General features: G+C 46.1%; 21 protein-coding genes. 3 read left to right on the forward strand and 18 right to left on the reverse strand.

All coding sequences use genetic code 11. The features are described 5' to 3' along the window. Positions 1 to 23: 23 nt before the first annotated feature. The 5 genes from MHH50_RS21390 to MHH50_RS21410 form a co-directional block, all read right to left on the reverse strand. Entirely contained in the window at positions 24 to 2,954 is a 2,931-nt protein-coding gene (locus MHH50_RS21390) for a PAS domain S-box protein (RefSeq protein WP_340033359.1), read from the reverse strand. A 96-nt stretch (positions 2,955 to 3,050) separates the two neighbouring features. Then, a complete protein-coding gene (sigF, locus tag MHH50_RS21395) occupies positions 3,051 to 3,806 on the reverse strand; it encodes an RNA polymerase sporulation sigma factor SigF (protein WP_036676059.1) in 756 nt (251 codons plus the stop codon). Positions 3,807 to 3,817: 11 nt separating this feature from the next. Then, on the reverse strand, positions 3,818 to 4,273 hold the full coding sequence (gene spoIIAB, locus MHH50_RS21400; protein WP_036676058.1) for an anti-sigma F factor: 456 nt from the start codon (positions 4,271 to 4,273) through the stop codon (positions 3,818 to 3,820). Then, complete coding sequence (gene spoIIAA, locus MHH50_RS21405; protein WP_036676057.1) at positions 4,270 to 4,623, reverse strand: anti-sigma F factor antagonist; 354 nt, start codon at positions 4,621 to 4,623, stop codon at positions 4,270 to 4,272. The genes spoIIAB and spoIIAA overlap by 4 nt, the downstream gene beginning before the upstream one ends. 175 nt (positions 4,624 to 4,798) lie before the next feature. Further along, positions 4,799 to 5,935, reverse strand: coding sequence for a D-alanyl-D-alanine carboxypeptidase family protein (locus MHH50_RS21410; RefSeq protein WP_340034631.1), 1,137 nt, complete (start codon positions 5,933 to 5,935; stop codon positions 4,799 to 4,801). 374 nt (positions 5,936 to 6,309) lie between these two features. Here MHH50_RS21410 and MHH50_RS21415 point away from each other — a divergent pair, with 374 nt between their 5' ends. Continuing rightward, positions 6,310 to 7,323, forward strand: coding sequence for a serine hydrolase (locus MHH50_RS21415; RefSeq protein WP_340033360.1), 1,014 nt, complete (start codon positions 6,310 to 6,312; stop codon positions 7,321 to 7,323). Positions 7,324 to 7,433: 110 nt separating this feature from the next. On the opposite strand, the gene MHH50_RS21420 is transcribed toward MHH50_RS21415, so the two are convergent. The 9 genes from MHH50_RS21420 to MHH50_RS21460 form a co-directional block, all read right to left on the reverse strand. Further along, complete coding sequence (locus MHH50_RS21420; RefSeq protein ID WP_036676056.1) at positions 7,434 to 8,765, reverse strand: pyrimidine-nucleoside phosphorylase; 1,332 nt, start codon at positions 8,763 to 8,765, stop codon at positions 7,434 to 7,436. Between the two features lie 161 nt (positions 8,766 to 8,926). Continuing rightward, entirely contained in the window at positions 8,927 to 9,745 is an 819-nt protein-coding gene (locus MHH50_RS21425) for a purine-nucleoside phosphorylase (RefSeq protein ID WP_036676055.1), read from the reverse strand. Positions 9,746 to 9,794: 49 nt separating this feature from the next. Beyond that, positions 9,795 to 10,973 (reverse strand): phosphopentomutase, encoded by a 1,179-nt coding sequence (deoB, locus tag MHH50_RS21430; protein WP_076129494.1) that lies wholly within the window; start codon positions 10,971 to 10,973, stop codon positions 9,795 to 9,797. A gap of 242 nt (positions 10,974 to 11,215) precedes the next feature. Beyond that, the gene (gene xerD, locus MHH50_RS21435; protein WP_076281406.1) at positions 11,216 to 12,109 is read right to left on the reverse strand and encodes a site-specific tyrosine recombinase XerD; all 894 of its coding nucleotides are present in this window, start codon (positions 12,107 to 12,109) and stop codon (positions 11,216 to 11,218) included. Between the two features lie 159 nt (positions 12,110 to 12,268). Then, complete coding sequence (locus tag MHH50_RS21440; RefSeq protein ID WP_036676052.1) at positions 12,269 to 12,502, reverse strand: DUF4227 family protein; 234 nt, start codon at positions 12,500 to 12,502, stop codon at positions 12,269 to 12,271. A 163-nt stretch (positions 12,503 to 12,665) separates the two neighbouring features. Then, the gene (locus tag MHH50_RS21445; protein WP_036676051.1) at positions 12,666 to 13,130 is read right to left on the reverse strand and encodes a Fur family transcriptional regulator; all 465 of its coding nucleotides are present in this window, start codon (positions 13,128 to 13,130) and stop codon (positions 12,666 to 12,668) included. A 90-nt stretch (positions 13,131 to 13,220) separates the two neighbouring features. Then, positions 13,221 to 13,871, reverse strand: coding sequence for a stage II sporulation protein M (spoIIM, locus tag MHH50_RS21450; protein ID WP_036676050.1), 651 nt, complete (start codon positions 13,869 to 13,871; stop codon positions 13,221 to 13,223). Between the two features lie 82 nt (positions 13,872 to 13,953). After that, a complete protein-coding gene (locus MHH50_RS21455; protein WP_076306164.1) occupies positions 13,954 to 15,153 on the reverse strand; it encodes an endonuclease Q family protein in 1,200 nt (399 codons plus the stop codon). After that, positions 15,144 to 15,716, reverse strand: a complete 573-nt coding sequence (locus tag MHH50_RS21460) for an NUDIX hydrolase (RefSeq protein WP_036676048.1) — start codon at positions 15,714 to 15,716, stop codon at positions 15,144 to 15,146. The genes MHH50_RS21455 and MHH50_RS21460 overlap by 10 nt, the downstream gene beginning before the upstream one ends. A 77-nt stretch (positions 15,717 to 15,793) precedes the next feature. On the opposite strand from MHH50_RS21460, the gene MHH50_RS21465 reads away from it, so the two are divergent. Beyond that, entirely contained in the window at positions 15,794 to 15,967 is a 174-nt protein-coding gene (locus MHH50_RS21465) for a hypothetical protein (protein ID WP_162636775.1), read from the forward strand. A gap of 159 nt (positions 15,968 to 16,126) precedes the next feature. Here the strand turns inward: MHH50_RS21465 and MHH50_RS21470 are convergent, their stop codons facing one another. Then, positions 16,127 to 16,327: a hypothetical protein gene (locus MHH50_RS21470; protein WP_340033361.1), complete on the reverse strand. Its 201-nt coding sequence runs from the start codon at positions 16,325 to 16,327 to the stop codon at positions 16,127 to 16,129. A 646-nt stretch (positions 16,328 to 16,973) separates the two neighbouring features. After that, entirely contained in the window at positions 16,974 to 18,101 is a 1,128-nt protein-coding gene (locus tag MHH50_RS21475) for a tripeptidase T (protein WP_340033362.1), read from the reverse strand. Between the two features lie 94 nt (positions 18,102 to 18,195). Here MHH50_RS21475 and prli42 point away from each other — a divergent pair, with 94 nt between their 5' ends. Then, positions 18,196 to 18,297, forward strand: a complete 102-nt coding sequence (prli42, locus tag MHH50_RS21480) for a stressosome-associated protein Prli42 (RefSeq protein ID WP_094872112.1) — start codon at positions 18,196 to 18,198, stop codon at positions 18,295 to 18,297. Positions 18,298 to 18,367: 70 nt separating this feature from the next. Here prli42 and lipB read toward each other — a convergent pair whose 3' ends face one another. Together lipB and MHH50_RS21490 are read right to left on the reverse strand one after the other, a co-directional pair. After that, on the reverse strand, positions 18,368 to 19,087 hold the full coding sequence (gene lipB / locus MHH50_RS21485) for a lipoyl(octanoyl) transferase LipB (RefSeq protein ID WP_076308879.1): 720 nt from the start codon (positions 19,085 to 19,087) through the stop codon (positions 18,368 to 18,370). A 55-nt stretch (positions 19,088 to 19,142) separates the two neighbouring features. Then, positions 19,143 to 20,513, reverse strand: a complete 1,371-nt coding sequence (locus tag MHH50_RS21490; RefSeq protein WP_076184130.1) for a dihydrolipoamide acetyltransferase family protein — start codon at positions 20,511 to 20,513, stop codon at positions 19,143 to 19,145. Positions 20,514 to 20,599 lie beyond the last annotated feature (86 nt).

Here is a 20,599-nt window from a genome sequence, read left to right on the forward strand (position 1 = left end):
TATCCCCTTATTATGCCCCATGATTAATCTGCAGGTATGGATATAAAGACAGCTAATCCCTTATTCTCTGGCGAAAGAAATCGTATGGTCCCATCCATACTGCGAACCCTTTCTTTCATCCCATAAATCCCCATGCTCTTAAGAGAATCCTCTCCTAAAAGGCTCATTCCAATTCCGTTATCTTCATAATCCAAAAGCACCTGTTGCCCTTCGCTAGCTAAGGAGATACGTACTTCTGTGGCACAGGAATGTTTAGCTGCATTAGCCAAAAGTTCCTGCACAATACGGTACAGACCTATTAGAATCTCGTCTTTTAACTTATGCCTGAAAGCGTTTGACTCAAAATAAATCTGATAGTCGTTCCGCAGCTGAGCAAATTCAAACAACGTCTCAAGTGAGGAAGCAAGCCCCTCATTGATTAATGCTGGTGGCCTAAGCTCATTGCAGATCATCCGCAGTTCATAGATAACATCGAGTAAACCTTCTGTGATCTGTTCTAGCTGTTCCTTTAGTTCCCCCGTAACGGATTTATCACTTAAAAAATTATCAAGCTTACGATACCAGATGATCTGTTCTTGAAGTGCTGAATCATGTAAATCTTGAGCCAGCCGTTTGCGTTCATTCTCGGATAAATTAAACATAAAGCGCAGCAACCATGTCGGAGCTTGCTCGGAAGCCGCTAACTCAAGGTCCTTAGTTAGATCTTCTATGAGCAAAAAATTATCAAATAACACACTAACATAACGGGTAATCGTCTTCAGCCACACTCGAACAGAACTTATTTCTAATAAAATAGACTTCTCATTAATGGATAGAATATAGCTTTTTCTTCGGAACTCTCCGATCTTAAGTGAATAGCCCCGCTCGGTCTCAATAATCTCGCATATTTTATCATGGTTATCATCAACTTCAACCATACAAATATTGGTAACCCGCAAGACCTCTCTAACTTCTTTCAGTAATCGTTGTTCCATGTGACTGATCTTCATCGCACCAAACAAATCTTGCGAGAATTGATCAAGACTCATCTGTAAGTTGAAATACCTTTCCTCGCTGTTCCGAATGATCTGCTCTGTAAGCTGTCTTTCCACCTCAATTTTTTTCCGATCACTGATATCCCTAAAGATAGAGATACATGCAACCTTACCCTTATATAGAATTGAGCTAGCTGTTACTTCTACATCGATAATAGATCCATCTGACCGCACGACCTTTTGTTCAACAGGAGCTAATATCCGATTGGGTCCATAATAGATTTCACGCATCCGATCTCTAGCCAGCGTTATATAGTCCGGGTGGGCCCAATTAAAAATAGAGGTGCCAATCAATTGATCCTCACTGCAAACTCCAAACAATCCTAAACAGGAAAAATTCACATAAAGGAATTTATATTCACTATGGAGTACTACCGCTTCAGGTGACATATCAATAAGCAGCCGATTGAGTTCCTCGCTTTCTCTAAGTTCACTCTCCATCTGGACCCTTTTTGTAATGTCTCTCGCTACGATCACAATACTAACTACTTCTCCATCCTCACCAAGAACAGGTGTACCCAAGCATTCCAGGTCTATAATGTGACCTTTGATGTGAATAAACCGATTGTAAAACATCTTACATACTTTTGTCCGAAAAATATCCAAGATCTGTTCCCGCAACACTTCTTGTTCATCAGGATGAATATACTCCAAAATAGTTGTGTTCTTTATTGAACCTACAGGAAGACCAATAATTTTCTCACAAGAGGACGAAGCAATAATGAAGTTCCCTTGCTGATCCAGAACCCCAATCATATCCTCCATATTCTCTGTAATAAGCCTGTACTCCGCCTCCCGCTGAGCCAGCCGCTTTTCCACCTCCACAGATGCAGTGATATCTCTTGCGATAACAAAGGTACCTACAATTTGATTGTTTTCATGTACAGGGATGTTTTTCATCGACCAATGGTTAACTAATCCATTCTCGCGGACAGAAGTAACCGTGTAATGCTGCAGAACTCCGCCAACCGTTTTCTCAAAATAATCAGACATCATATGCGAATTCTCTGCGCCAAATAAATTCACAATGGATAAGTTCTCTCCGAATCTATTAAAAGCTTCTCCAGTAATTTGCTCTGCCGCTGGATTGATAGCCACAATGCTGCCCTGCAGATCCAATTCACACACGATATCTGGATTATGGTCAAACAGGGATTTGTAGCGCTGCTCGCTTTTTAATAGAACCTCTTGCATCTGCTTTTTTTCCGTATGATCGATTAAGATCCCATTGAGCCGTACCACTGCCCCTGTCTCATCCATACTGGGAATAATCCTGACTTGGACCCATCGGAGTTCACCGCTGGCATGGATGATCCGATATTCACTGAGATTGCTTATTCCTTGCCCCACTGTAGTTATAATCTCTTGAATTAAAGGCCGCTCTTCTTTAGGAGCAATTCTTAGCCAAAAGTCATCTTCCTTCGCCTGTTCTGGTGAATATCCCGTGATATTGAAAATGGCATCCGATATGAATAACATTTTCCGTGATACGTAATCGTAAGACCAAATCGCCACATCGATCGTAGCAAACATCTGCTGATACAGAGAAAAGCTACTCTCTAACTGGGCTTGAGCATTTTTTTGTTCCGTGATATCTATGATGACGCCATCTATTCGACAAACCTTATGCTCTTGATTAAAAACGGGCGTGCCTATACTTTGAACCCACTTCAGCGCTTTTGCAGGTAACTGCATACGATACTCAAGATTACATAGGTGACCAGAGTATAATTTATCTATATAAGCATCAAACCGTTCAAGATCCTCACCGTACACATATTCACGTAAAAAATTGGGGTTATGCGTTAAAGCATGATCTGAACAGTCCACCCATTTCTCCAAAACATTCGACATTGTCAGCAAATTCGCTTCCATGTCAATAGACCATGAGGTCATATCCTTGTCGCCAAGTGAATGCATATTGAGATTCCCTCCACATAAAAAGCCCCCCCTTTTCGGGGCGGCTTTTTCTTCCTATTCGCTATTTCGCAAGCGTCTTTACATTTTAGCCATTATCTACTGAGCAATCTGCTCGCGGATATTCTGCAATATTTTCTTCTCCAGCCGGGATACCTGGACTTGAGAAATCCCAAGGCGACTGGCAACCTCTGACTGCGTTTGGTCACGGTAATATCGAAGATAAACAATCAGCCGTTCACGCTCGCTGAGACCTCCGATAGCCTCATTCAGTGCCAGCTTATCAAACCAGCGTTCCTGTGATTCGTCAGCGATTTGATCAATCAGTGTGATCGGGTCGCCATCATTCTCGAACACAGTCTCATGAATCGAGGTCGGTGGCTTGTTAGCTTCCTGAGCAAATACCACTTCTTCAGGGGTAACCCCCAGTGCCTCAGCAACTTCACCGATGGTAGGCAGACGGTCCAGCGTCTTAGACATTTCATCCTTCATCTTGCGGACCTTATTAGCCATCTCCTTAAGAGAACGGCTAACTTTCAAGGTTCCATCGTCGCGAAGGAAACGCTGAATCTCGCCAATGATCATCGGCACGGCATAAGTGGAGAATTTGACCTCATAGCTGAGGTCGAACTTATCAACGGACTTCAAGAGCCCGATGCAACCGATCTGGAACAAATCGTCAGGTTCATACCCGCGGTTCATAAACCGCTGCACTACCGACCAGACCAACCGGATATTGCAGCTAACTAGTGTGTCTCGGGCAAGATTATCTCCGGCCTGACTGAGCGCGATAAGACGTTTGACCTCCGCATCGTCCAAATAGGTCGGCGGAGCTTTTTTTGACTCTGCATCCATGGCTCCAACCCCTAATTGTATAAAGCTTTTTTCGAAACGATGGTTTTCTTCATTGAGATCGAAGTGCCGTGTCCCGGTTCACTAGTGACTTCAAATTCATCCATGAAATTCTCCATAATGGTAAAGCCCATGCCCGACCGCTCCAGCTCTGGCTTTGAGGTATATAGCGGCTGTTGTGCCAGCTCCAAATCCTCAATGCCCCGTCCCTGATCCTCAATGGTTAAATGTACCGTTTCGTTGTCCAGCGAAGCTGAAATAGTCACAATACCTTCCGGATCACTATCATACCCATGAATAATACAATTGGTGACCGCCTCCGACACGACTGTCTTCAGATCATTCAGCTCGTCCATTGTAGGATCAAGCCTAGAAACGAACGCCGCTACAACTACACGCGCGAATGATTCGTTCTCCGAGAGTGCAGCGAACTGCACGTTCATGAAGTTACCAGCCTTACCATTTGTCATAACGCAACCTCCAAATCCGAGAGTGCAGTGCTCTCGTCGTCATATAGGGGCATGATCTTGAACAGGCCTGACATTTCCAGAAGTCGCTTCACAGGTGCCGTTGCATCACACACCACCATTTTGCCGCCTTTACTATGGATCAGTTTATACCTTCCCAGAATTACGCCGAGACCCGAACTGTCCATAAACTGCAGATGCTTAAGACTAAGGATCAAATGCGATACCTGACCCCGCATAATCGCTTCATCCATATCCATTCTTACAAAATCGGCGGCATGATGATCGAGTTCCCCAGATAAACGGACAATCAGCACACCCCTGTGATGCTCCATTTCCACATTAGAATTCATGCTTGCCACTCTCCTCTTCGTTGCTTTGAAAACTTGGCCTTAAGAGACAGTACCCATTCTCTTCAAGGACAAGGTTTCTACGTGGCAAATCAGGAATCCTGCCTCACGACAAAACTAGAAGAAAACCCCTATGAATCTACAAAGCACATGGGCGCAATCTACAAAAAAGCTCTTTTTAATCCATGCCGAACATCGAGCCTGTTGTACGTTTAAAGAGCTTCCACCAGCCTGCTTTTGCCACAGCTTCCCCTGCTTTAAGTTCATACTCTTTAATCACTTGGGTTCCTTGGTAGACAACCAGCTTGCCTATGGACTGGCCTTCAGCCACTGGTGCCTTCACGCTTTCTGGAAGTACTAGTTCGTGACGAATGCCTTCTTGCGTCACACCTTTTTTCAAAAGAACACTATACGTCTCTTTCGCCATAATCGGCAGCTCGGACTTCACACCCTTCTCAATCTTAAGGGTACCGATAGCGTCCCCTTCTTTGTGAATAGTGTGGATCTTATATTGCGAAAAGAGATAGTCAAACATGCCCGACACTTCACTGTTCCGTGTCTTCGTGTTCGGCTCACCCAGCACAACAGCAACAGCACGCAGACCGTCTCTTGCAGCCGTAGCGGATAAGCAGAATTTTGCTTCAGCGGTATATCCTGTTTTCAGTCCATCAGCGCCTGTATAGAAACGTACAAGCTTGTTCGTGTTTACCAACCAGAATGGTTTGGTGGAATCCTTACGCAGATAATCCTGATAGGAACCGGTATATTTGATAATTCTATCATGCTTTAAAAGCTCCCGGCTAATTACCGCAATATCGTAGGCTGAGGAATAGTGATTAGCAGCTGGAAGACCGTTGCAATTGGCAAAGTGGGTATCTTTCAGACCCAGCTCTTCCGCTCTTTTATTCATCAGATCGACAAAAGCGCTCTCCGAACCCGCTATTTTCTCTGCCATTGCCACAGATGCATCATTACCGGAGGCCATAGCGATGCCTTTGAGCATCTCATCCACCGACATTTCTTCACCAGGCTCCAGGAAAATTTGCGATCCGCCCATCGATGCGGCATATTCACTCGTGCGCACCTTATCCGTCAGTTGCAGTCTTCCTTCATCCAGTGCTTCCACCGTAAGCAGCATCGTCATAATCTTCGTAATACTTGCGGGAGGCAGCTTATCATGGCTGTTCTTTTCATAAATAATAGTGCCAGTGCCTGCATCCATCAAAATCGCTGAACGCGCACCAGGCGCAAGATCTACAGCGGCAGCATTACTGCCAGAATTCTTGCTTTTTTCCTCAGCATAAGCACCTGACATCGGTCCTAGAACCGACACAACGATACAGAGCACAAGCACAGCAAAACGCATTTTTCTCACAATGGTTCCCCTCCTGAACGTTAACCTTCATATCACAGGTACTGTGTTCCAGTTTCGTCAGAAAGGGTGGAAATTATTCCATTTCCAAGTAAATAACTATAATAATTTATCGCAAGAAGTAATGATGTTGTCAATAAAAAAAAGCCCAGCAGCAGTTGCAGAGCATTTTTATTATAGGGGAGATCAAAAGTTAATTCAATTTTTAAGTATTTCCAATTTTTCCGTACTCATTTAACCCCCCTTTAAAGGAAAATGTAATATTTTAACGAATGGTATTTAAGAACTTAACTGCTTATAGAGGAGTGAATATACAGATGAACCACCTTGCAGATTGTATTGAAGCAGAAGCTAAACAGAACAATTTCTCTGGTGTAGTGCTGGTACAACAACCTGATAAAGAAGTCATCAGCAGTTGTTACGGTTATGCCAATAAGTCGGATAAGCGCGAAAACAATATTCATACTCGGTTCGGCATTGCTTCCGGGTGTAAAATATTTACCGCGATCGCTGTCTGCCAGCTGGTCGATCAGGGATTGATTTCTTTTGAAAGTAGACTATTAGATTATCTGAAAAAGGTAGATTTTCCTCTCTTTAGTCCCGACATCACCATACATCAGCTGCTAACGCATAGCTCTGGTATTCCGGATTATTTTGATGAAACAATTATGGATGATTTCGAGGATCTGTGGAAGGCACGGCCTATGTACACCTTGCGACAGCTTGAGGATTTTGTGCCGATGTTCCGAACCCTTCCCATGATGTGGACTCCTGGCGAACGTTTCCACTACAACAATGCCGGCTATATCGTGCTAGGCCTTCTGGTGGAGGAATTGAGTGGAATGACTTTTTCCGAGTATGTAGAGCAGCACATCTTTAAGCCTTGCGGAATGGAGCAATCCGGTTACTTTACGTTAGATGCCTTACCTGCTAACTGTGCACTAGGATACATAGAGGAAGAGAACGGAAACTGGAGAACCAACATCTACTCAATCCCGGTAAAAGGAGGCGCTGACGGTGGAGCTTTCGTCACTGCCCCCGACATGCAGCTATTCTGGAGCGGGTTAATCAACCATACATTATTGAGTCCAGTACTCACTTCATTATTGCTTACTCCCCATATACATGTGGATGGCGAAGGCTATTATGGTTATGGTGTATGGATTACCCTCCGCGAAGAAAAAGTGTTCAAATTTCACATTATGGGCTATGATCCCGGTGTTTCCTTCCGGTCGGCTATCTATCCAGCTAGTGGCGAGACTGTGGTCGTATTATGTAATACAAGCAGCGGGGCTTCGCAGATATTCAATAAGATTAATAATCAGTTATAAATATTGCACCATTGAGCAAAACGCAAAGCAGCGACCTTCCCGTTATGGGAGGATCGCTGCTTTGTTGTTTGTTTAAGGCCATAGCCATGACAATATTTATATTGCCTAGGCTAGTACCGTGTTACCCCATCTTTAGTAACAAGTGCAAATACCAAAGGTTGGGCAGGAACAGGTTCAGAAGTGATACGGTAGGCTTCTAACACCTTACCTTCAGCTTCCTCTACTTTCTTCTCACTGGCATCATTGATATGCAAGACTGCAAGCGTCTCGCCGATCTCTACAGCATCTCCAACCTTTTTAGAAAGTTGAATCCCCACAGCCAGATCGATTACGGATTCCTTAGTTTCACGTCCAGCTCCAAGCAGCATAGCCGCAACGCCAATTTCCTCGGCCTGAATCCCTTCTATGAATCCTTTGGTTTTTGCTTTCACTTCAATGAATCGCTTAGCCGTAGGGAGCTTCTCCGGAGAATCAATTTGCGATACATCTCCACCTTGTGCCTTCACGATTTGTTTGAACTTCTCTAGCGCACTGCCATCTTCAATATGCGTCATAAGAATCGAACGTGCCTCCGCTTCATCCTTGGCTTTGCCGCCAAGAACAAGCATCTGGCTGCCCAGAATAAGACAGACCTCCTGCAGATCCTTCGGACCGTGACCCTTCAAGGTCTCGATTCCTTCCTTAATTTCCAACGCATTTCCGATCCCGTAACCAAGCGGCTGATCCATATCACTGATAATCGCAACGGTATTGCGACCCAGATGCGTTCCAATGTCAACCATCGCCTGAGCGAGTGCTATAGAATCATCCAGCGTCTTCATAAAAGCACCGCTGCCTGTTTTGACATCCAGCACGATCGCATCCGCACCTGCTGCAATCTTCTTGCTCATCACAGAGCTTGCAATAAGGGGGATGGATTCAACTGTTGCAGTTACATCCCGAAGGGCGTACAGCTTTTTGTCTGCGGGTGTAATGTTACCCGACTGGCCGATAACGGCAGCCCCGATCTCCCCTACTTGGTCAAAGAAACGCTCACGAGCCATCTCGATAGAGAAACCACTGATGGACTCCAGCTTATCGAGCGTGCCTCCAGTGTGCCCAAGTCCGCGGCCGGACATCTTCGCTACCGGTACTCCAGCAGAAGCTACCAAGGGTGCCAGTACTACAGTTGTTTTATCGCCCACTCCGCCTGTGGAGTGTTTATCAACCTTAATGCCTGCAATTGGGCTAAGATCTACTTGATCGCCGGACATCGCCATTTCCATCGTTAGATCGCCGGTTTCCCGCGCGTTCATGCCTTGGAAATAAACAGCCATTGCCCATGCAGAGAGCTGATAATCAGGCACTTCACCTTTACTGTAGCCCTGTATTAAAAAGGAAATTTCCTCACGACTCAGCTCTCCACCATCTCTTTTTTTCTGAATAATATCGACAGCTCTCATATTACACCTGCACTTCACGGACAATTGCGCGAGCAAGTCCGATAAATTTTGGTCTAGTCAAATTAGTTACCTTCATTATCTGTTCAAACGTCAATGGCTCAAGCTCATTCACTTGTGTCATAGATTGGACCTCCCAAAAATTCATAATGCAGTACCCGAAATTACATTTTCGGAATAAAGCCCAACACCAGCTTCAGGAAACGCTCACGCACACGATCTGCAGTTTCCATAACCTCTTCATGGTTGAGCGGTTGATCCAGAATTCCCGCAGCCATGTTAGTAATACAGGAGATACCCAATACCTCGATACCTGCATGCCGGGCAACAATGGTTTCCGACACAGTAGACATGCCCACAGCGTCAGCCCCTAGATGACGAAGCATTACGATTTCAGCAGGTGTTTCGTAGCAAGGTCCCAGCAGACCTGCATATACGCCTTCTTTGAATTCGAAATTCTGCTGCGCTGCCGTTTCCTTCGCTACCTTGATCAGGCGGCGGCTATAAGCGGTTGACATATCCGGGAAGCGCACGCCCAGTGCAGGATCATTAGGTCCTATTAACGGGTTCCGTCCCGTCATATTCAGATGATCCGTAAGGAGCATAAGATCGCCCGGCGTGAAATCTGTGTTCACTCCACCAGCAGCATTAGTTACTAATAGGCTGGCTATACCAAGTTCTTTCATAACCCGAACAGGGAATGCCGTAACCTCCGGTCCATAACCCTCATACATATGAAAGCGGCCCTTCATCATCACGACACGGCGTCCTTCAATCATACCGATCAGCAGTTCTCCCTCATGCCCTTCTACAGTGGACACAGGGAAGTGAGGAATCTCATCATATGGAATGCTGATTCCATCGGTGATCAGATCTGCAAGCACACCGAGTCCTGAACCAAGGATCAATCCAATTTCCGGAGCCACCGGACATTTGTCTTTTATATAAATGGCTGCTTCTTGAATTTCTTTTTGAGTTAACATGCTATGAATGATCCTCCTTAATGAATGTTGTGGCGCAACCCACATTCTTTTATTGCAGTTTCGCTAAAAAGCTTGTCCCATACTGCGGCGCCTTCGCACCGAAATTATCAGCAATGGTTGCAGCAACATCCGAGAAGGTCTCACGAATACCCAAGCTATCTGGATGCTTAAGGCGTGGGCTGTAAATAAGCAGCGGCACATATTCACGAGTATGATCTGTTCCACTATGGATTGGATCATTCCCATGATCTGCTGAAATAATCAACAGGTCATCTTCACCAAGCGTGGATAGAATTTCAGGCAACGCCTGATCGAATACTTCCAGTGCATGACCGTATCCTTCCGGATCGCGGCGGTGTCCATATAAAGAGTCAAAATCCACCAGATTCGTGAACAGCAACCCGTTGAACGGTTGGCGAAGCTGCTCAATGGTAACTTCGATACCATGTTCATTGCTCTTCGTAGGGTAAGAAGCTGTAACCCCTTCACCTGTGAAAATATCGTTGATCTTTCCTACCGCGATAACATCTTTTCCGATATCAGCCAGCGAATTCATTACCGTTGGTTCCGGTGGTTTCACGGCATAATCATGGCGATTCGAGGTCCGTACGAACTTTCCTGGTTCGCCAACATATGGACGAGCAATAACGCGCCCTACGGAGAATTCAGGAGCCATAGTTAGCTCACGGGCGATTTTACACGCGCTGTATAGCTCTTCCAGTGGAATGATATCTTCATGTGCCGCAAGCTGGAATACACTGTCCGCAGAGGTGTACACAATCCAAGCTCCGGTCTTCATCTGCTCTTCGCCATATTCAACTAAAATTTCCGTACCGGAAGCCGGTTTATTACCGATCACTTTCCGGCCAGTTGCTGCTTCGAATTTCTCAATCAATTCTGCCGGAAATCCATCCGGATACGTATTGAATGGAACCTCAATTTTCAGCCCCATCAGCTCCCAGTGCCCGGTCATCGTATCCTTACCTACAGATACTTCCTGCATCTTGCCATAATATCCAGTTGGTGAAGCTACAGGTTCAAGCGGCGGCAGCGGAGCAATATTAGCTAATCCTAACTGCTGAAGGTTAGGCAGTTTTAATCCGGGAACACGGTTCAAAATATGGCCAAGCGTATGCGACCCTGCATCACCAAAATTCGCAGCATCTGGAGCTTCTCCGATACCTACACTATCCAAAACAATAAAACCAATTCGTTTAAATGAGGACATATTGTCTTCACTCCTTTTTTAATATAGATCGTTCGTTCATTCGTTTGCACCAACAAGAAGAAACGGCTGTACCTTCTCCCGGAAGTCAGACGCTTCCGTAGCTAGCGATACAATGTATCGCCTGTCAGGTATCCGTTTCTGCCAAAGGATAACCTGTGGAAAATTACCCATTCCCCAGTCTATCCTATAAGTATGATTCCATCATAACTATCTTACTCACAAAAAGCATCTTTGAAGCATGATCAGCGAGCTCTGGGATGATGGCTCTCATATACTTCCTTCATATTCTTACGCGCGATACCGTTATAAATCTGAGTCGTCGAAATATCAGCATGACCCAGCATTTGTTGTACGGAACGCAAATCCGCTCCACCTTCCAGTAAATGGGCGGCAAAGGAATGCCTAAGCGTATGCGGTGTAATATCCTGCTCAATGTTTGCTTCCCGAGCGTATTTTTTTATGATTTTCCAGAACCCCTGGCGGGTTAAACGCCCACCTAGGCTATTCAGGAACATGGCCGGCTCCTCCTGATGATCACGAAGCAGCTTGTCCCGCATAAGAGAAGTGTAAGCTGCTACACTCTCTGCAGCAATGGTTCCAATGGGAACCACTCGTTCCTTGCCCGAAGTCCCTGTACAACGCGCAAACTTCATGTCTATATGCACATCGTCTACGTTAAGAGAAATTAATTCAGAAACCTTTATCCCCGTTGCGTAGAGCAATTCCAGCATAGCCTTATCGCGCATCCCTTGTGCTGTACTCACATCTGGAGCAGCTAGCAGCCGCTCAACCTCCGAAACCGCAAGCACCATAGGTGGCTTCTTATCGGGCTTCATGGTTTCCATGTCCAGTGTTGGATCCTGCTCAATTAAACGTTCCTTCAGCAAATAATGAAAAAAGGCCCGCAGGGACACCGCGTTTCTGTTGAGCGTTGCAGTGGCTCTTCCCGCTCCGCGTAAGGAGCCAAGATATAACATCACATGAGATCTTCGGATTTCTTCGGGCTGCTCAACCCCCCGCTCTTCAGCAAACTCTAGAAACTGCGATACATCCCTACCGTAAGATTCCAGTGTATTCGGGGACAAGCCTTTATCTCCGGACAAATAATGTAAAAAAGGCTGCAAGTGTGACTTCATTATTTCACGCTCCTGTCCTGGCGCAGCTACTCTTAGTGTCTTCCTGCAGCACATTCAGCATGAGGCTTCAGCAGATGTGTACACAACGCTTACTCTGCATAAATCCACCCTAGCTTTCTTCGACATTCTTCTCGCTTGTTCCTGCTTCCTGCGTAGCTTTCATTCTCCGAACCAGTAATAGAAACGCAAGCGCTGCCGTGCATCCAGACCATCATCACCAACCTCGGCGTGATCAAATGCCCGAACAGCGGTGCCTTCAGGAATTCCATAGTTCTCTATCGGACTGAGCCATTCCCCTAACCAGCTCATAGCATAGTAGAGTAAATAGCTCAGAGCCACAAACATGATCATAAAATACAGCTTACGCACTGTTTTGGGCACAGAAACAATCATAAGGACGCCTCCTATTACATATAAATGAATTCTGCTCGTCCTTCATTTTATGCTCCAAAAAAGGCTGATATGTATGGCTCTAATAGACTAATCATTTAAAAAGCCCCCTCCGGTATAGGAACCGGGGAGGACTTGTGAAGTTAATTCTTAATATAAGATAACTTTAGGATGGATTTCCGTCTGTATTGTTCTTATCAGTACAGCGGTAGCAAATCCCATGGAAATCAAGTCTATGATCAAGCACTGTGAAATTAAACTCTTTCTCCAGTCGTTCTTCCAGCGGACCGAGCCAATCCTCGCGAATCTCATCCATACTGCCGCATTGCACACAAATTAAGTGATGATGATGATGCTTCGCAGTATCTGTTCGCAAATCATACCGGGCTACACCGTCGCCGAAATTGATCTTTTCTACGACATGAAGCTCACTGAGAAGTTCGAGGGTACGATACACAGTCGCAAGACCGATCTCGGGAGCTTTCTCCTTCACGAGCATAAATACGTCTTCCGCGCTAAGATGATCTTCCTCATTCTCCAGCAGCACTCTTAAGGTCGCTTCCCGTTGGGGTGTAAGCTTGTATCCTTGGGATTGTAACTGTTGCTTAATCTTGTCTATCCGTGCTTCCACCTGTCTCCCTCCCCCTTGGATAATTACCGCACCGGTCTTCAAACCACTTCTTCCATTATAGGGGGTGTCGCTTTCAGAAGTCAAACGCTTTTACTGCACAGTCAAGGTCGTCACCGCTTGTACAAGTGAAGGCGTGACCCAACGCATCATGGTTGGTGTAACCCAGGTCTCAAAACATGAAATACCCAGGATCAAAAGCGCCATCACAAATGACAATATAGTGTACATGGTAAAAGGACGAGTCACTGGCGTCCGGCGCTGTCCCATCACCCGGCTGCGGATCATCTGCAAGGAAAAAGCTATCGCAGCTGCACTGCTAACCAGCAACACAGGGATCAGCACCAGATTATGTGGAGCCACAGAGACTAACGCGAACAACATCCCATGCCAAGAATATTGACTGACCAGACAGCCAACCGTAAAACCGATCAGTACCCCTTTTAAAAAATCAAGAATCAAAATTCCCGGCAGCCCAATGACCGACAACCCAAGAATCCAGATCAGTCCGATCCATTTCAGATTCAAGGCCGCTATACTCCAGTACGAATCAGGTGCGGCTGGCAGACCTTGCTGATCAACCGTAACAAAGAAATTCCCCAGATAATCCCCCAGCTCCTGCTGCTGATCCATCGTAAGCGCACTAACGATAAGAGCTCCAAACACAACACCTACCAGAAATAATACGCCGACAAAAATATACAGAGGCGTCTGTTCCTTCATCATCAGCCGTAAATTACGCATTTGGGACGTTCCCCTTTCCGGTTACATGTTACACCATATGAGAAAACGTCCCGCGATATGACTTGTCCTTCAGGTAATGACTCTACTTTCTGGGCTGAACCACTTTACCGTACGTCCCGCCACCGCCTGCTGATAGCTCCAAAATTCCAGAGCGGGCCTGGACGATCATCGACGCCAGATCCGCACCTACAACGCTGGCAATCTCCGATTCACCACAACCATGTAAAATGTTCATCTCAGTTCCAAACGCTTGCAGTAACGCGTTCATCTTCGCCTTCCCTAACCCCGGGATAAATTCAAGCGGAACCTGATAATGATAGGATGGGCGGTCAGCAGGTACCAGCGGCGTATTGCGGTCTGCAATATCTAGGATCCGGTCAAATACACCTCTAACCAGCTTAAGACTGCCGCAATACTGGCAACGATCCGAGTTGACATAAGCCTCATCAATAATACTGCCACAGCCCCCGCAATAGCTCCGGTGGTATTTGCCAAGCCGCGGATTAAGTCCGAAATTAGCACTTACCTTCCGCCCATCTTTACGTTCCAGTGCAAGCCGTAGTTCAGCGAACGAAGGCTGTGCCAGCTCCATCACATTATACTCACGCCCTAACTTACCTAGTGAATGCGCATCTGAGTTGGTTAGAAACGTGAAATCATCCAGTTCAGAGAGATATCCAGCCATTTCGGAATCTGCACTCAGCCCAAGTTCAACCGCAGCTATGCGTTCCAGATCAAAGATGTCCGCCATACGCTCGGCAGCACAGCCGTACAAGCCCTTGTGAGGCGTGAAAATATGTGCAGGGATAAGAATGCCTCCCCGCCCGTAAATCTCATCCTGAAGCTCCCTAGCCGGAGCATACAGGCGTTGGGAACTTAGATTCACGTTCCGCATATAGCGGCTCATCCACGCACTAAAGTCAGTCATGCGTTCCACGTCCGGCATGTAAGCGAGCACATGGCACTCTTTTCGCCCAGGCTCGCGGATTTCAATCTCTGTTCCCAGAATGATCGTAGTCCCTCGGTAAGCAATGCCTCCACCTTCAGCTAATGTCATCTCTCCAGATTCCAAAGACCGCTGAATATCCCGCAGGACGCCAGGTGAATGACTATCTATAATACCGATCATTTCTAGTCCCTTGCGCTCTGCAGCTTCTTTGGCAATGCCCGCAAAGGTAAGCTCGCGGCTGCCGCTAATTTTGACAGCCTGACCTTCCGACGTTCGCCCAATATGAACATGCAAATCGCAATAGAAACTCTTCAGTTCAGTTGTTAATTCCATTGGCCTGTCAGCGTGTATAGATGCCAAGCGTACACTGCCATCATCGTTTTTGCATCCGCGATGCGCCCGTCAGCCATATATTGATACGCTTCCTCCAGGGTAAGCTCCGAAACCTCTAGAAATTCATCCTCGTCCAGTGACATGTCCCCTGGTTGAGCGTTAGTAGTCACATACAAATGAATAATCTCATCGGCGAAGCCGGGAGAAGTATAGAAAGATTTAAGCAATTTCAGATCTCCACTGTGAAATCCAGTCTCTTCCTGAAGTTCACGACCAGCCGCAACTAATGGATCTTCACCTTTATCCAGCTTCCCAGCAGGAATTTCCACCTCAGTGCGTTGCATGGGCTGACGGTATTGCTCTACAACAAGCATTTTATTGTTATTTAAAGCAAGCACCGCTACAGCGCCGGGATGCTTCACAACTTCACGTGTCGCAGTATTTCCATCAGGCAGTCTCACTGTGTCCACCTGCAAAGATATAATCTTCCCATCAAAAACAGGCTGTGTAGACAATGTCACTTCATCAAGCTCGGGTTTGCTGTGCAAATGTTGTTCTCCCATAAAGTTTCTGGTCTCCTTTTTCTCTATTGTGCATACGGTGTATTATAGCAAACTTAAAGGGAAAGAAGGAATTTCAGATGAATGAAATCTTCAGCCGTACAAGCTCATCCGCAGTGATGATGGTAGGTAAGCCGGAGGAAATAAAGGCCATCTTGGCTGGATGGATCCAGCAGTATGGGCGCGATATGCCCTTGGCATACATTCTTTCCCTGCACGATCAATCCGCAATCCTTCCGTCCAAGGCAGGATGAATTCATCCTCTCCTTTGGGACTTAGCCATACATGTTCACACAACTATAGGGGTGTCTCAAAAGCCATGAAATGGCTGCTGGGGCACCCCAGTCTTTTTGCGTCGCCCCGATTAGGGGGAATTGCGCTTAGGCCGCTGGTATTGGGCACAGGTTGATTGATTAAGCAACTAATGGGCTTACGATGCTGGCGTCAGACACAACTTGTTGGTCGCTCACGATGCTGGCGTCAGACACAACTTGTTGGTCGCTCACGATGCTGGCGTCAGACACAACTTGTTGATCGCTCACGATGCTGGCGTCAGACACAACTTGTTGATCGCTCACGATGCTGGCGTCAGACACAACTTGTTGATCGCTCACGATGCTGATATCTAGCACAAGTTGTTTGATTAGGTTGCTATTGCGCCTACCTTTGTACGCTATCGGACTCAGCTGCACTTAAACACACCTTTTCCCCACTTTTGCTATGCTATCGGACCCCAGTGACGCTATCGGCACGAAAAACACACTATATGCTCCTCTTATTAAGGAATAGCTGCGCTCGTGTCCGAAACTCTGCTCAATTGGCGATAATTTTGCTTTTAGCGTCATCTGGGTCCTTTCGCCTCAAAAGAGGGGGCGGACTTGGCGCTATCGGACACAGTTGCACTTAAACCCACCTTTTCCGCACTTTTGCTTTGCTATCGGACCCCATTGCAGCTATCAGCACAAAAAACACACTATATGCTCCTCTTCTTATGGAATAGCTGCGCTGGTGTCCGAAACTCTGCTCAAATGGCGATAATTTTGCTTTTAGCGTCATCTGGGTCTTTTAGCCTCAAGAGAGGGGTGGCATCCGGGCATTCCGGAAATTTCTACTTCGAGACTCGCCAAAAGCGGCATTAGAGGTCGCATGACTTTTTTGGGATTACCCTAAATATAGCTGCACTAAACTCCCCATAAAAAAAATACAGAGCAGCGATCCTCCGTTACGGTAGAATCGCTGCTCTGCTGTTTTATAAGGTGGTTAGCCCTTTACGCTCTCTTTTACAATATTCACAACGAGTTCAGCCACTTTAACGATATCTTCGGCTTTAATCCGTTCCTTGGTAGTATGGATATGTTCATAACCCACTGCAAGGTTAACAGTCGGAACATCTAGACCGTTGAACACGTTAGCGTCACTACCTCCGCCAGAGTGGAACAGACGTGGAGTAAGCCCCATAGAAGTAATGGCCCGCTGTGCAAGCTGCACTACCGGATCATGTTCATTAAAGCTAAAAGCAGGGTAGATGATTTCACTGCGGAATTCGCATTCTGCGCCGTATTCCCGCACAGTTGTCTCGAGCGCTTCGCGCATCGAAGCGATTTGATCGCCAACCTTCTCCTGCACAATACTGCGTGCTTCTGCATCCAGCTGGACGTGATCGCACACTACATTCGTTGGGCCGCCGCCAGCGAACTTTCCAATATTCGCTGTGGTTTCGTTATCAATACGACCCAGCTTCATGGCTGCAATCGCTTTGCTAGCGACTTGAATTGCGCTGATGCCGTCCTCTGGGTTCACGCCAGCATGAGCCGATTTTCCAAAGATTTGCATCGTGATTTTAGCCTGTGTCGGTGCTGCCACCGCAATCGCTCCAACTTCACCATTGGAATCTAGTGCAAAGCCGAAGTCAGCGTCCAAGTTACTTGGAACCATCGAACGTGCGCCCAGCAATCCAGATTCTTCACCCGCTGTAATCACGAATTGAATCTGACCATGCGGAAGCTTTTGCTCTTGGATCACACGAATGGCTTCGAACAATGCAGCAAGTCCTGCTTTATCATCAGCTCCAAGAATCGTAGTGCCATCACTTGTAATCCATCCATCTGAACCAAGTGTAGGCTTGATATTTTGTCCGGGAACAACCGTATCCATATGGCAAGTGAACAGAAGCTTTGGAGCAGCTCCTCCATTCTCAGCTGGCCAGGTAATGAATAGATTACCTGCTCCATGTCCGGTTCTTTCCTGGGAATCGTCTTCGAGCACTTCTAAACCCAGTTCGTTAAACTTACTCTTAAGGACATCGGCAATCTGCCGTTCATTTCTTGTTTCACTATCAACTTGGACAAGTTCCATAAACTCCTGAATCAATCGGTCTTGTGAAATCACTGGACTTCCCTCTCTTTCGTGAATACGGTACAATGGTTGTACGGCATTACCATCTTCATGTTAATAACTTAAACTAAATCTAAAGGAGTTACCCATGCAACGTAATAAATGGTTCAAGATATTCATCTACGTCATGTTGTTTGCCATGATTGCCTCTACACTATTTATGGTTATCGAGCCGTTCCTTGCAGGTTAAACATTGCTCAGGAAGCATTAATAATAGCGGCTAGGAACACCTTGCCGCTATTTGGCCTGCACGTTTGTTCTTAATCAGCCTTTGCCATATCACAGAAAGTATCCATCAGCTCTTCATATGGGAAATGTTTCAAGAAGTATGGAACCAGCTCTCTAGCCACCTCTTGAAGCTCAAATCGACGACCTGCACATTCCTCTAGAGAAGTTATCCCAAAATCGGTGATCCCGCATGGAATAATCCCTTGAAACCCGCGCGCCGCAATCCCCTCAGAAATGTTAAAAGCAAAACCATGACTGGTAATAAAACCTCTTCTAAATTTACTCTTATTAAACTTCACACCTATAGCACAGATCTTCTCATCGCCAACCCATACTCCGGTGTACTCCGGTTTACGATCTCCGGCAATACCGTAGGATGCCAAATAATCAATAATAACAGCCTCCAGACTGCGCAAGTACCCATGCAAATCCACTTTGCCATCTTCTCCGAGCTTAAGGATCGGATAACCTACAAGCTGACCGGGTCCGTGATATGTAATATCTCCTCCGCGATCGATTTCAAACAGCGTGATTCCTTTTTCTTCGAGCTGCTCATGATCCAAGAGAAGATGTTCAGGATGATTTTGTGAACCAATAGTATAGGTAGGCGGATGCTGCAAAAGAATAAGTCTCTCCGGCTGCTCGCCAGAATCAATGGCATGCACACTTTCTTTTTGCAGCTCCCAGGCCGTCCCATACTCCATAATAGGGTCATATGAAATCTGCAGCTTACGAATATCCGAATTATTCATACCGTCAGGTCCCCTTTTTCAGTCTCATGCCTGCACAGTTTGGCTCGTTATTATTTTAGTAAAGTTTCGTATCCGGGGTATATCCTTCAATATTATCCTTGACGCGTTGCAAGAAACGACCACAAATGACTCCGTCCAGAATCCGATGATCGAGCGACAGACAAATATTAGCCATTGATCGCACACCTATCATATCGTTAATGACCACAGGTCTTTTTACAATCGATTCAAATGTTAAAATCGCTGCCTGTGGATAGTTAATGATTGGATAAGAAAGAATGGAGCCAAACGAGCCTGTATTATTTACAGTGAAAGTCCCTCCCTGCAAATCTTCCAGGCTCAGTTTGCCTTCGCGTGTTTTTTGTGCCAATTCATCAATCTCACGAGCCAACCCAGCGACATTTTTCTGATCAGCCTTCTTAATCACAGGAGTGATAACCGAATCTTCTGTACCTACCGCTAACGAGATATTGATATCACGTTTGACAATAATTTTGTCTACAGCCCAGACAGAGTTCATAATCGGGTAATCCTTAATCGCACTCACAACAGCCTTCATCATGAAAGCCAGATAGGTTAGATTGATACCTTCTTTACGCTTGAACTCATCCTTATGTTTATTGCGCAGTGCGACCAGATTAGTCACGTCTACCTCAATCATTGTCCAAGCATGCGGAATCTCAGAGACACTTTGACGCATTCTTGTAGCAATTGTATTCCGGATTGGCGTTACATCAATCAGGTATTCAGAACTGCTGCCTCTGCCACCCTCAACTTCAATTGTTGGAATACGAGGAGATTCGCTCAAGTGTAGACCCGAATGGCGAAGTGGCTCTTCTGCCTTCTTCTCTTGGGCTTGAACGAACTGTGGAGCAGGCGGTTGTGACGCCATTGGGGCAGGCTGGCTAGCAGAAATCGAAGCTGCAGATCTAGCTCCGCCGCTTTCGAGGAAGGTCAGCACATCCTTACGGGTAATCCGACCACCCATACCAGTACCAGCAACTAAGGTCAGATCGATGTTATGTTCAGCAGCCAAAGTCTGTACCGCAGGAGAATAGCGTGCACGCATCATATCGCCAGCAGTTGAAGTCGCACTTTGTCCTGCAGCATTATTAGAGGAATTAGCTGCAACTGTGTTAGTGTTAGTCACGTTTGCAGCAGCAGATGCAGTCACAGGCACGGCTATACGACAAATGACTTCGCCGACATTGACAACCTGGCCTTCTTCCGCCAATAGTTCACCCATAACTCCATCTATCGTTGAAGGTAATTCAGCATTTACTTTATCTGTAATAAGCTCACATATTGGTTCGTATTGCTCTACCGGATCGCCCGGTTTCTTCAGCCATTTTCCGATCGTCGCCGATACTAGCGATTCCGCCAGCTGCGGCATGATCACGTCAGTCAACTTTTGGTTGTCAGACATCTTTTCACTCCTTAAAAGTTTTACGAAGCATTGACTCTTAGAAAGACTACATAGTAAAACTTGCTTCGTAAGCATATTCTTAAAGT

The organism is Paenibacillus sp. FSL H3-0302, assembly GCF_037982245.1.
GTDB lineage: Bacteria > Bacillota > Bacilli > Paenibacillales > Paenibacillaceae > Paenibacillus_AQ > Paenibacillus_AQ odorifer.

Coding starts and splice junctions, on each gene's coding strand:
- MHH50_RS21390 (WP_340033359.1), bottom strand. CDS start 2,954: ATGCATTCACTTGGCGACAAGGATATGACCTCATGGTCTATTGACATG.
- sigF (WP_036676059.1), bottom strand. CDS start 3,806: ATGGATGCAGAGTCAAAAAAAGCTCCGCCGACCTATTTGGACGATGCG.
- spoIIAB (WP_036676058.1), bottom strand. CDS start 4,273: ATGACAAATGGTAAGGCTGGTAACTTCATGAACGTGCAGTTCGCTGCA.
- spoIIAA (WP_036676057.1), bottom strand. CDS start 4,623: ATGAATTCTAATGTGGAAATGGAGCATCACAGGGGTGTGCTGATTGTC.
- MHH50_RS21410 (WP_340034631.1), bottom strand. CDS start 5,935: ATGTCAGGTGCTTATGCTGAGGAAAAAAGCAAGAATTCTGGCAGTAAT.
- MHH50_RS21415 (WP_340033360.1), top strand. CDS start 6,310: ATGAACCACCTTGCAGATTGTATTGAAGCAGAAGCTAAACAGAACAAT.
- MHH50_RS21420 (WP_036676056.1), bottom strand. CDS start 8,765: ATGAGAGCTGTCGATATTATTCAGAAAAAAAGAGATGGTGGAGAGCTG.
- MHH50_RS21425 (WP_036676055.1), bottom strand. CDS start 9,745: ATGTTAACTCAAAAAGAAATTCAAGAAGCAGCCATTTATATAAAAGAC.
- deoB (WP_076129494.1), bottom strand. CDS start 10,973: ATGTCCTCATTTAAACGAATTGGTTTTATTGTTTTGGATAGTGTAGGT.
- xerD (WP_076281406.1), bottom strand. CDS start 12,109: ATGAAGTCACACTTGCAGCCTTTTTTACATTATTTGTCCGGAGATAAA.
- MHH50_RS21440 (WP_036676052.1), bottom strand. CDS start 12,502: ATGATTGTTTCTGTGCCCAAAACAGTGCGTAAGCTGTATTTTATGATC.
- spoIIM (WP_036676050.1), bottom strand. CDS start 13,871: ATGCGTAATTTACGGCTGATGATGAAGGAACAGACGCCTCTGTATATT.
- MHH50_RS21455 (WP_076306164.1), bottom strand. CDS start 15,153: ATGGAATTAACAACTGAACTGAAGAGTTTCTATTGCGATTTGCATGTT.
- MHH50_RS21460 (WP_036676048.1), bottom strand. CDS start 15,716: ATGGGAGAACAACATTTGCACAGCAAACCCGAGCTTGATGAAGTGACA.
- MHH50_RS21465 (WP_162636775.1), top strand. CDS start 15,794: ATGAATGAAATCTTCAGCCGTACAAGCTCATCCGCAGTGATGATGGTA.
- prli42 (WP_094872112.1), top strand. CDS start 18,196: ATGCAACGTAATAAATGGTTCAAGATATTCATCTACGTCATGTTGTTT.
- lipB (WP_076308879.1), bottom strand. CDS start 19,087: ATGAATAATTCGGATATTCGTAAGCTGCAGATTTCATATGACCCTATT.
- MHH50_RS21490 (WP_076184130.1), bottom strand. CDS start 20,513: ATGTCTGACAACCAAAAGTTGACTGACGTGATCATGCCGCAGCTGGCG.